We start from the raw sequence: 11,244 nt of genomic DNA on the forward strand, positions 1-11,244 counted from the left end.
GTGCCAGGATCGGCTCATGTCGCGGATCGTGGTCACCGGCGCCAACGGCAAGACCGGCCGGGTCGTCGTCGCCGACCTGCTCGAGCACGGCCACGAGGTGGTCGCCACCGACGCCGTCGGCCCGGCCGGCCACCTGAGCATCCCCGAGCTGGGCGTGCCGCTGCTGGTCGCCGACCTCACCGAGTACGGGCAGGCGTTCGAGGTGCTGCAGGGCGCCGAGGCCGTCGTGCACCTGGCCAACATTCCGGCGCCCGGGATGTACACGCCGGCCACGACCTTCAACCGGAACACCGCGATGAACGCCAACGTGTTCCTGGCGGCCCAGGCGGCCGGGCTCGGGCGCGTGGTGTGGTCCTCCAGCGAGACGACGCTGGGCCTGCCGTTCGACACCCCACCGCGCTACGCACCGGTCGACGAGGAGCACTTCCCGCTGCCGACCACGACCTACGCGCTGTCGAAGGTGGTCGGCGAGACCCTGGCCCGGGAGATCTCGGGCTGGAGCGGCATCCCGTTCGTCGGCCTGCGGCTGTCCAACGTGCACGTGCCCGCGGACTACGCGGCGGTGCCCGGCTACTGGGCCGACCCGCACGCGCGCAAGTGGAACCTGTGGGGGTACGTCGACGCCCGGGACGTGGCGCAGGCCTGCCGCCTCGCGCTCACCGCGACGGTGCGGGGGGCGACGTCCTACGTCATCGCGGCCGCCGACACCGTCATGGACCGCCCCTCGGCCGACCTGATCCGCGAGGTCTTCCCCGGCGTGCCGCTGACCAGGGAACTCGGCGAGTTCGAGACGCTGCTCGCCATCGACCGGGCGCGCGATGTGCTCGGCTACGCACCGGCGCACTCCTGGCGCGATCACGTCGCACCCTGAGTCCGGGACAGGAGCTCCAGCAGTACCGCCAAAGCCGCCGGTGAATCGAGCGCCGCCCTCGCCAGCAGGGTGAGATTGTGCTGCTCGCCGTCCGGGCTCACCAGCACGCCGGCGGCCGCCGGATGGACCCGCCGCCAGCCCAGCGCGGCGAGCGCCGACTCGGCCACGACCACCACCGAGGGGGTGCCGTCGAGCTCCTCGGGCTCGGCCGGCGGCTCGGGCTGGGCCGGCCAGTTCGCCGCCACCAGCTCGTCCATGCGGGTCAGCAGCACCTCGACCACCTCGGCCGGCCCGATCGGCGGCCGGCGCAGCAGCGTGGCCACCTGGTCGGTGATGGCCCGGGCCTGCCGGTCCAGCCAGCCCGGCCACTCCTCGCCCGGCACCGCGGCGAACGTGGTCCACTGGCCGCTGTCGCGGCGCAGCACCTGCCGGGCCAGCTCGCGCTCCAGGTCGGGGGCGAGCGGCCCCAGCGGCAGCGAGTCCACCACCCGCAGCGCCACGTGGGCCGGCGACAGCGACGCGATCGCGCCGGCCAGGCTCGGGTGGCGGGCCATCAGCGCGGTACGGGTGTCGTCGTCCAGCGCGGCCACCACGGCCCCGGCCCGCACCGCCTCCCGCCAGCCCGCGTGCAGGTCCTGGACCCCGGCGCTGGTGCGCTGCCAGACCTGCTCCTCGACGTCGAAGGCGAGGTCGGCGAACTCGAACGCGGCCAGGTCGGCCTTGACCACGGCCCGGGCCGCGGTGTGCATCCCGGATGCGGAGGTGGCCGCCTGGTCGGCCTTGCGCTCCAGCGCCAGGGCGAAGTCCCGGGTGGCCCGGGCGATCGTCTCGGCCCGCGGTGAGGGCAGCACCGCGAGCGGGTCCACCGCCTCCTCGTAGAGCGCGCGCAGCCGCACCACCAGGTGCGCCCGCCGGTGGTCGACGACGGCGAGCTCGTGCGCGACGAGGGCCCGCACCTCGTCCACCGTCAGGCACTGCAACAGCGGCAGCCCCACCAGCAGCAGGCGCCGCCGGCGGCTGGCCCACGACCGGATCAGCCCGAACCCGGTCAGCAGCACCGCGTCCGGCCGCGCCACGCCGACCCGGGCGGCCACCTCGGCCACCAAGGCCAGCAGCTCGGCCTGGGTGGCGGCCGGCACGCCGGGGTACAACGGCTCTGCGAGCTCGCGGCCCCCGTAGCGCATCAGCAGCCACCGCGCGCGCCAAATGCTGATATTGCCGGGCAATCCGCTTCTGGGTTCTTCCACGACGGCAACCGACACAGCGAGCCATCCTCACGACGGCGCCGGGAATGGTCAACGAGGGCGGCCCACGCGCCCGGGGTGAAACCCGAAACTCACCCGGATCTCTGCCGATAAGGCGTGCAGTGACCCGGGGGTGAGATGTACCAGACGTTCAGGCCGCTTCTGGACGCGCTGAAGGAACGCGGTGCCGACGCGCAGGCCGTCGACCGCGCGGCCGAGGAGGCCGAGCGCACCGGCCGGTCGATCCGTGCTGTGCTCATCAACGACCACGTCGTCACCGAGGAGCAGCTGACCGAGGCATCGGCCGACGCGTACGGGATCGCCACGCTCGACCTGGTCGGGTACCCGATCGATCCGGCCGCCGTCACCAAGATCCCGATGGCCCTGGTGCTCAAGCACCGCGTGCTCGGCATCGCCCTGAACGACCGCGAGATCACCGTCGGCATCACCGACCCGGGTGACGTGCTGGCCCTGGATGACGTGCGGGCCGCGACCGGGCTCACGGTGCGCCCGGTGGTCGTCGCGCGCTCCGAGCTGCGCAAGATCATCGACCGGCTCAAGCGCGAGGAGAACGACCTCGGCGAGGTCGCGGAGAGCCTGCGGGCCGAGGCGACGCCGGCCGTGTCGAACCTCGCCTCGCTCAACGAGGACGCGCCCATCGTCCGGTACGTCAACTCCCTGCTCGAACAGGCGATCGTCAACCGGGCCTCGGACCTGCACCTGGAGCCGGGCGAGCACAACATGCGGGTGCGCTACCGGATCGACGGCGTGCTGCACGAGGTCGACACGGTGCCCAAGCACGTGCAGTCGGCCCTCATCTCCCGCCTCAAGATCATGTCGAACGTCGACATCACCGAGCGCCGGGTGCCGCAGAACGGCCGCATCACGGTGGAGATCAACCAGCGCGCGGTCGACCTGCGCACCGCGACGCTGCCGACGGTCTGGGGCGAGAAGATCGTGCTGCGGGTGCTCGACACCAGCGGCATCGACCTGAAGCTCGCCAAGCTCGGCTTCAGCGCGGCCAACTACGAGCGCTTCTCGACGTCGTTCAACAAGCCGCACGGGATGCTGCTCGTGACCGGGCCGACGGGTTCGGGCAAGTCCACGACGCTGTACGCGACGCTGGCCGAGATCAGCAAGCCGACCGTCAACATCATCACCGTCGAGGACCCGGTCGAGTACCGGCTGCCGGGCGTGAACCAGGTCCAGGTCGACAGCAAGGCCGGCCTGACCTTCGCCGCCGTGCTGCCGGCGATCCTGCGCTCCGACCCCGACGTGGTGCTCATCGGCGAGGTCCGCGACCGCACCACCGCCCAGCTCGCGGTCGAGGCCGCGCTCACCGGCCACCTGGTGCTCTCCACGCTGCACACCAACGACGCGCCGAGCGCGGTGACCCGGCTCGTGGAGATGGGCATCGAGCCGTTCCTGGTCGGCTCGTCGGTCGACTGCGTGCTGGCCCAGCGGCTCGCCCGGCGGCTGTGCGACTGGTGCAAGAGCGAGTACGCGCCCACCGAGGCCGAGCTCATCGGCGCCCGCTGGCCCTACGACGTGCTGGGCACCCCGGAGACCCTGTGGCGGCCGGTCGGGTGCCGATCGTGCGCGAACACGGGGTACCGCGGCCGGATCGCGCTGCACGAGGTCATGCCGGTGTCGCCGGACATCGAGAAGCTCGCCATCGATCGGGCCTCGGCCCACGAGATCCAGGCCGTCGCCTACCGCGAGGGCCTGCTCGACCTGCGCGTGGACGGGCTCATGAAGGCGGCCGAGGGCCAGACCTCCATTCCGGAGGTCGTGCGCGTCGCGGTCTGATGATTCCTCAGCTCGCGCGCGCGGCGGCCGATCCGGGAGGGGAAGTCCCTTACCCGCAAGGAGCCCGCGTGACCCAAACCATCCCCGGCGCCGCCGGCTCCCGGGCCGCGACCAGCGACGAGCGCGCCTCCCTGGACGCGATGCTCGTCTCGCTGGTCCGGGTCGGCGGCTCCGACCTGCACCTGACGGTGGGGGCACCACCCACGGTCAGGATCAACGGCGGTCTCCGGTACCTCCCGGGCTACGACGACCTGACCCGCGACGACTGCGCGATGCTGGCGCGGGCGGCGGTCACCAACGAGGCCCAGTGGCAGCAGTTCCTGGAGGTGCAGGAGCTGGACTTCGCCTATGCCATCGAGGGTGTCTCGCGCTTCCGCGTGAACCTCTACAACCAGCGCGGCTCGTTCGGCGCGGCGTTCCGGGCCATCCCGCACAACATCAAGCCGCTGGACCAGCTCGGCGTACCCGAGCAGGTGGCCCGCTTCGCGCACCTGCACCGCGGCCTGGTGCTGGTCACCGGCCCGACCGGCTCGGGCAAGACCACGACCCTGGCCGCGATCCTGGACCTGGCCAACCGCACCCGCTCCTCGCACATCGTGACCATCGAGGACCCGATCGAGTTCCTCCACGAGCACAAGCGCTGCCTGGTCAACCAGCGCGAGGTCGGGGCCGACACGCAGTCCTTCGCGCTCGCCCTCAAGCACGCGCTGCGCCAGGACCCCGACATCATCCTCGTCGGCGAGCTGCGCGACCTGGAGACCACCTCGACCGCGCTGACCGCGGCCGAGACGGGCCACCTGGTGCTCGCCACCCTGCACACGCAGAGCGCGGCCCAGACCGTGGACCGGGTCATCGACATCTTCCCGCCGCACCAGCAGCAGCAGATCCGCGCGCAGCTGTCCAACGCCCTGCAGGGGGTGGTGACCCAGGCGCTCGCGCCGCGGGCCGACGGGCAGGGCCGCACGATCGTCAGCGAGATCATGTTCGCCACGCCCGCGATCCGCAACCTCATCCGCGAGGGCAAGAACCACCAGATCCCGTCGTTCATGCAGTCCAGCGGCAACGACGGCATGCTCTCGTTCGACCAGCACCTGGCCGAGCGGGTCCGCCAGCAGCTCATCACCTACGAGACGGCGCTCGAACTCAGCCACTCGGCCGAGGAGTTCCGCCGGCTCGCGGGCCGGCAGTAGCCCCGGGAAAGGTCAACCAGCCATGGTCGCCACCAAGACGTACGAGTACCAGTCGATCGACCAAGCCGGGAAGCGCGCCAAGGGCAAGATCGAGGCCTCCAACGAGCTGGCCGCGGCCCAGGCGCTGCGCCAGCAGGGGCTGACCCCGCTCGCCATCACCAGCGCCGACACCCTCATGAAGCGCGAGATCCGGGTGCCGGGCCTCGGCGAGCGCACGACGCTCAAGGACCTGTCGGTGTTCGCCCGGCAGTTCGCCACGATGACCCAGTCGGGCATGTCGCTGCTGCGGTCCCTGGCCGTGCTGGAGGACCAGGCGCCCAAGCCGTCGCTGAAGAAGGCGCTGGGCGAGGTGCGGCTGGACATCGAGGGCGGCACGTCGCTGTCCGGGGCGCTGGGCAAGCACCCGAAGGTGTTCCCGACGCTCATGGTGGCGATGATCCGGGCCGGCGAGACGGGCGGTTTCCTCGACAGCGCCCTGGATCGCATCGCGACCAACTTCGAGAAGGACGCGGCCCTGCGCGGAAAGATCAAGAGCGCGCTCACGTACCCCGTGATCGTGCTCGTGTTCACCGCCGTGATGATCAGCGCCGTCCTGATCTTCATCGTGCCCATCTTCGAGAAGATGTTCAAGCAGCTCGGCGGGGAGCTGCCGCTGCCCACCCGGATCATCGTCACCGCCAGCCACACGCTGTTCTGGCTGGGGCCGCTGCTCATCGTGGCCGGCATCGTCGTCACCGTGGCGTTCCGCCAGATCATGGCCGGCAATCCGGCCGTGCGGCTGTGGTTCGACAAGGTGAAGCTCAAGCTGCCGGTCTTCGGGCCGCTGTTCACGAAGATCGCGCTGAGCCGCTTCTCGCGCAACCTCGGCACCCTGCTGGGCGTCGGCGTGCCCGTGCTGCAGGCGCTCGACGTCGTCGGGGCCACCACCGGCAACTCTGTCATCAGTACGGCCATGTCGGACCTGCAGCAGGCAGTCCGGGAGGGTCGCCCCATGTCGTCACAGCTGGGCCAACACAAGATCTTCCCGCCCATGGTGGTCCAGATGGTGGAGGTCGGCGAAGAGAGCGGCCAAATCAGTCAGATGCTCGAAAAGGTTGCCGATTTCTACGACCGAGAGGTCGACAGCGCGGCAGAGGCGCTGACCGCGTCGATCGAGCCGATCATGGTGCTCGTCATGGGTGGCGTGGTCGGCGGCATGATCGTCTGCCTGTACCTGCCGATGTTCTCGATCTACCAGAACATCCAGAGCAACTGAACGGCAACGGAATCCGTAGCGCCGCGGCTCCAAGCGATTCCGTTACTGGGACCACACACCACCACCCGTACACCCCAAGGCTTGGAGCAGGAGGCTCTTCATGACCAAGACGCTGCGCAGGATGCAGGATAAGCGTGCCGCCGGCGACGGCGGGTTCACGCTCGTCGAGTTGCTCGTCGTCGTCGTGATCATCGGCGTGCTCGTCGCGATCGCGGTGCCGATGTACCTCAACTACCGCAAGGGCGCCGCCAACAAGTCGGCCGAGTCCGACGTGCGCGCCGCCGTCAGCGCCGTGGAGCAGTTCTACACCGAGAACAACAACACGTACCCGGCCAACGGCTCCAGCACCGCCGACAAGCTCGTCTTCGGCGTCACCGAGAGCAGCGCGTCGGTCACGGGCGACGGCACGCAGACCGCGACGCTCTCGCCGGGCAACAGCATGCAGTACAAGAAGACGGGCAACACCTCGTACCGCATCTGCGGCATGAACACCGACGGCAAGACGATCTACGTCTACGACTCGGCCGTCGGCGGCTCGGTCAAGAAGGCGACGGCCCAGGCCGACCTCGCCGCCTGCATCGCCAGCGCCACCCCGTAACACCGTCCACGACGGCGACGGCCCGCATCCGGCTGGGAAACCCCGGGTGCGGGCCGAGCGCCTCCTCGAAAGGAGAGCTGGCATGGCGTTCGTCCTCGTCGTCGCCGGCGTACTCGGCCTGGCGGTCGGCTCCTTCCTCAACGTCGTCATCCACCGGGTCCCCCGCGGCGAGTCGCTCGTCCGCCCGGCCTCGCACTGTCCACAGTGCACGGCCCCGATCCGGCCCTGGCACAACGTCCCGGTCGTCGGCTGGCTCGCGCTGCGCGGACGGTGCGCCGACTGTTCCGCGCCGATCAGCATCCGGTACCCCCTGGTCGAACTCGGCACCGGCGCGCTCTTCGCCGCCGTGGCCGCCCGCTTCGCCGGGACCAGCCCGCTGATGCTCCCCGCGTGGCTGTACCTCGCCGCGATCGCCGTCGCCCTCGCGCTCATCGACCTCGACGTGCTGCGCCTGCCCAACGTGATCGTGCTGCCCTCCTACATCGTCGCCCCGCTGCTGCTCCTGCCCGCCGTGGTGGTCGAGCGCGACTGGTCGGCGGCCCTGCGCGGGATGCTCGCCATGGCCGCCCTGTGGACGTTCTATTTCCTGCTCTCCGTCGTGTACCCCGGCGGCATGGGCTTCGGCGACGTGAAGCTCGCCGGCGTCCTGGGGCTGTACCTGGGCTTCCTCGGCTGGTCCACGGTCGCCGTCGGCACGCTCGCCGCGTTCGTCCTCGGCGGCGCGGCCGGCCTGGCCCTCATGGCCCTTGGCCGCGCCGGTCGCAAGACCGCCCTGCCGTTCGGCCCGGCGATGCTGGCCGGTGCGCTGCTGGCGCTGTTCGCCGCCGCGCCGATCACCGACTGGTACACCAACCTCCTCGTCCCCGCGTGAGCCCGTCGCCTTCGCCGAACTCGTCGCGGCGCTGGTCAGCTTTTCCCGAAGGAGCACGATGGCTGCAGTCAACCTGATCGGGCTGGACATCGGCACGGTGTCCATCCGCGCGGCCGAGACCAGCAACAGCAAGGACGGCCCGGTCATCAGCAACTTCGGGCACATCCTGCTGCCGCCGGGCGCCGTGCAGAACGGCGCGGTCCAGGACGAGCCGGCCGTCACCGCCGCGCTGCGCCAGCTGTGGTCGACGTTCAAGTTCAAGAGCCGCAAGATCGCGCTCGGCGTGACCCACCAGCAGATCGTGGTCCGCGAGACCACGGTGGCCAACCTGCCGGCCAAGGAGATGCGCAAGGCGCTGCCGTTCCAGGTCCGCGACGCGCTGCCGCTGCCGCCCGAGCGCTCGCTCATCGACTTCTACCCGCTCGAGGAGGCCACCGGCGACACCGTGCGCGGCCTGCTCATCGCCGCGCCCAAAGAGCCGGTGATGGCCGCGATCCGGGCCATCGAGGCGGCCAAGCTGCACGTGGTACGCGTGGACCTGGCCTCCTTCGCCCTCCTGCGCGCCGCCTCCCGCCTGGACGAGCAGGTCGAGGCGCTCGTCGACATCGGCGCCCACGCGACCAGCGTCGTCGTGCACCACGACGGCGAGCCGCTGATCGTGCGCACCATCCCCCGCGGCGGCAACGAGATCACCAAGACCGTGGCCGACCGCCTCGACCTGCCCCTGCAGGAGGCCGAGGAGCTCAAGTGCCGCGTCGGCCTGCGCCAGGACACCGACCCGGCGAGCGCCGCCGCCCTGCGCGAGTCCGTGCGCCCGCTCATCAACGAGATCGGCAGCTCCTTCGCGTACCTCACCGCCGCCGGCCGCCAGGCCCGGGTGAGCCGCCTGGCCCTCTCCGGCGGCGGGGCCATGCTCCCCGGCCTGCTCGACGCCCTGCACGACCAGCTCGGCGTCGAGGTGATCGCCGTCGACCCGGTGATGCGCGTCCGCGGCCTGCGCCGGGTCCGCCACGGCAGCCTCGAACAGGTCCGCGCCTCCGCCGCGATCTCCGTCGGCCTCACCCTGGGGGCGTCATGACCGAGGACCGCACCCCCGTGTGGAAGCGGGAGGCCGGCTGGACCGAGCCCGAACGACGCCTGACCGGCATCGTCCTGCCCTCCTTCGAAGACCCCGAAGGCGAACCGCTGGACGAGTTCGAACGCGACCGCCGCGCCCGCACGGCCGAAGCCCTCCCCGCCGCGTCGCTCGGGCCGTCGGTGCCGGTCGTGCCGTCGGGTCCGCCGCCGGCCTGGCCACCGCCGGAGCCCTCGGCCACCGAGCCTGTGGTCAGCGCGTCCGCGACCACCGAGGCCGCGCTCGGAGAGGCTGCGTTCGGTGAGGCCGCTTTGGGCGAGGCCGCTTTCGGAGAGGCTGCGGCCGTCGCGCCGCCGGTTGCCGAGCCGGCGTCGGTCCAGCCGCGCCGGGAGTTTCCGCGTTTCATCCGTGGTGAGTTCGTGCTGCCGGTCGAGGAACCCACCGGGCAGCCGGAGACGGCCACGCTCGCGCCGCCCGCGCTGTTCGAGGGCTTCGACCCGCTGACCGCGCCGGTCGACGTCCTGGAGGCGCGGCTGCATCCGGCGGCCGTCGCCGCGCCCGAGGGTTTGCGCAACGCGTTGCCGTCGTGGGCCATGCCGCCGTCACCGCCCGCTCCTCCCCCGGTCTCGGGCTGGGAGCGGACCCCGGTGGTCGACCTTCCGCGGGACCCGCGCGCGGTCGCGCCGGGCCCGCCGGCCACCTTTGGTTCCACGCCCGAGTACGCCACGCCCGAGTACGCCGCGCCCGAGTACGCCGCGGCCGAGCCGGTCACCGCGCCGCCCGCGAGCGTGTCCGAGCCGACCTGGCAACCGGTCCTCGAAGCGCCGACCGCGCAGAACCCGATCGTCCAGGCCCCGTCGCCCGCATTCCAGACCACGCCATCGGCCGCCCAGACCACACCGGCCGCGTTCCAGACCGCGCCAACGGCCACCCCGACCGCGTCCGCCGCATTCCAGGCCGCGTCGGGCGGGGTGGGGGAACGGGCGGGGGGTGGGCGGATGCAGGTCGTACAAGAGCAGCAGTTGGATGCGGTTGAAGAGGACGTCGCCGTGGTGCCTGAGGCGCCGCGCAAGGGGGGTCGCGAGGGTGCGCCGCATCCGGCGTTTCCGGACGCGACCGCGCGCACGTTCCGGATTCTGCCCATCGCCGCTGACCTGATGCCGCTCGAGATCACCGGGACGCGGCACGTGCGGCGGGTGCGGCGGGGGGTCATCTCCGGGGTGGCGCTGGTCGTGGCGCTCGTTGTGGGCTGGTACGGGTACAGCGTCCACGAGCATTCTCGCGCCGAGGACGACCGGCAGGCGATTCTCGACACGAGTCAGGATCTGACGCGGCAGAAGCACAAGCAGTACGACGAGCTGACCCGCATCCAGGCGGAGTCCGGGCAGATCGACCAGCGGCTGGAGCAGATGCTCGAGTACGACCTGTCGTGGTCGAAGATGCTCGCCTCGCTGCGCGACACCGCGGCGGCCAAGAACGTCAAGCTCTCCGGGATCACCGCCGCGCTGAGCCAGGAGGCGCTCATCGGCAAGGCGGAGGGCGACGTCATCGGCAACGTCACGCTGACCGGCAAGGCGCCCTCGAAGGACGCCGTCGCCGCGTACGTGGACGCCCTCGTCGGCGTGGCCGGGGTGGCCAACCCGTTCCCGAGCGACGCGACCCAGGAGGCCGACGGCGTGTCGTTCACCATCCGGGTCGACATCACCCGGGCCGCGCTCGGCGGCCGGTTCACCAGCGCCGCGCCGTCGGCCAGCCCCAGCGGGAGCAAGTGATGCGACACGATCGGCTGTGGCTGCTCGGCGGCGCCTTCTTCGCGCTCGTCGTCGTCGCGTTCGGCTTCCTGTTCTTCATCCGGCCCAAGCAGCAGGACACCGACACCATCACCGCCGAGGCGGCCGACGCCCAGCTGCAGGTGGACAAGCAGCGGCGGGAGCTGGCCACGCTGGCCAAGCAGCACGACAACATCGCCGAGTTCAAGGCCGCGCTGGCCGAGGACCAGGCCGCGCTGCCCGAGGCCGACCGGGCCTCGGACTTCCTGCGCGAGCTGCAGGACGCGGGCGAGCTGGCCGGCGTGACGGTCAGCGGCGTCTCCGTCGGCAGCGCCGTGGACCTGCAGACGCTGCTCGGGTTCAAGGCGTTCGCGCTGCCGGTCTCGCTCACCGTCGCCGGCCCGACGAGCAAGATGAACCCCTTCCTCGACCAGCTGCAGGTCTCCCAGCCCCGGGCGGTGCTCATCTCCAGCGTGAACTTCGCCCCGTCCGCGTCGACCAGCGCGGACAAGTCGAACGTGACCATCAACCTCCAGGCGTTCTACGCCCCGGCGAGCTAGCG

The 11,244-nt window shown here is 71.5% G+C and carries 10 protein-coding genes; 9 read left to right on the plus strand and 1 reads right to left on the minus strand.

All coding sequences use genetic code 11. The annotated features are described in order from the left end of the window. Positions 1–16 precede the first annotated feature (16 nt). On the plus strand, positions 17–871 hold the full coding sequence (locus tag ACQP00_RS45390) for an NAD-dependent epimerase/dehydratase family protein (RefSeq protein ID WP_433209558.1): 855 nt from the start codon (positions 17–19) through the stop codon (positions 869–871). Here ACQP00_RS45390 and ACQP00_RS45395 read toward each other — a convergent pair. Beyond that, positions 856–2,055, minus strand: a complete 1,200-nt coding sequence (locus ACQP00_RS45395; protein ID WP_433209561.1) for a hypothetical protein — start codon at positions 2,053–2,055, stop codon at positions 856–858. The genes ACQP00_RS45390 and ACQP00_RS45395 overlap by 16 nt on opposite strands. A gap of 198 nt (positions 2,056–2,253) precedes the next feature. Here ACQP00_RS45395 and ACQP00_RS45400 point away from each other — a divergent pair, with 198 nt between their 5' ends. The 8 genes from ACQP00_RS45400 to pilO all read left to right on the plus strand — a co-directional run bounded on the left by ACQP00_RS45400 (position 2,254) and on the right by pilO (position 11,242). Continuing rightward, positions 2,254–3,924, plus strand: a complete 1,671-nt coding sequence (locus ACQP00_RS45400) for a GspE/PulE family protein (RefSeq protein WP_433209564.1) — start codon at positions 2,254–2,256, stop codon at positions 3,922–3,924. Positions 3,925–3,992: 68 nt separating this feature from the next. After that, entirely contained in the window at positions 3,993–5,114 is a 1,122-nt protein-coding gene (locus ACQP00_RS45405) for a type IV pilus twitching motility protein PilT (protein WP_433209567.1), read from the plus strand. A 22-nt stretch (positions 5,115–5,136) separates the two neighbouring features. Next, a complete protein-coding gene (locus tag ACQP00_RS45410; protein WP_433209570.1) occupies positions 5,137–6,369 on the plus strand; it encodes a type II secretion system F family protein in 1,233 nt (410 codons plus the stop codon). 121 nt (positions 6,370–6,490) lie between these two features. Continuing rightward, the gene (locus ACQP00_RS45415) at positions 6,491–6,967 is read left to right on the plus strand and encodes a prepilin-type N-terminal cleavage/methylation domain-containing protein (RefSeq protein ID WP_433209573.1); all 477 of its coding nucleotides are present in this window, start codon (positions 6,491–6,493) and stop codon (positions 6,965–6,967) included. Positions 6,968–7,049: 82 nt separating this feature from the next. After that, complete coding sequence (locus ACQP00_RS45420) at positions 7,050–7,838, plus strand: prepilin peptidase (protein ID WP_433209576.1); 789 nt, start codon at positions 7,050–7,052, stop codon at positions 7,836–7,838. Between the two features lie 58 nt (positions 7,839–7,896). Further along, positions 7,897–8,916, plus strand: coding sequence for a type IV pilus assembly protein PilM (gene pilM / locus ACQP00_RS45425; RefSeq protein WP_433209579.1), 1,020 nt, complete (start codon positions 7,897–7,899; stop codon positions 8,914–8,916). Next, complete coding sequence (locus tag ACQP00_RS45430) at positions 8,913–10,685, plus strand: hypothetical protein (RefSeq protein ID WP_433209582.1); 1,773 nt, start codon at positions 8,913–8,915, stop codon at positions 10,683–10,685. Before pilM ends, ACQP00_RS45430 begins: the two co-directional genes overlap by 4 nt. Continuing rightward, complete coding sequence (gene pilO / locus ACQP00_RS45435; RefSeq protein WP_433209585.1) at positions 10,685–11,242, plus strand: type 4a pilus biogenesis protein PilO; 558 nt, start codon at positions 10,685–10,687, stop codon at positions 11,240–11,242. The genes ACQP00_RS45430 and pilO overlap by 1 nt, the downstream gene beginning before the upstream one ends. Positions 11,243–11,244: the final 2 nt, after the last annotated feature.

It is taken from the genome of Dactylosporangium sp. CS-047395 (assembly GCF_050942185.1).
Lineage (GTDB): Bacteria > Actinomycetota > Actinomycetes > Mycobacteriales > Micromonosporaceae > Dactylosporangium.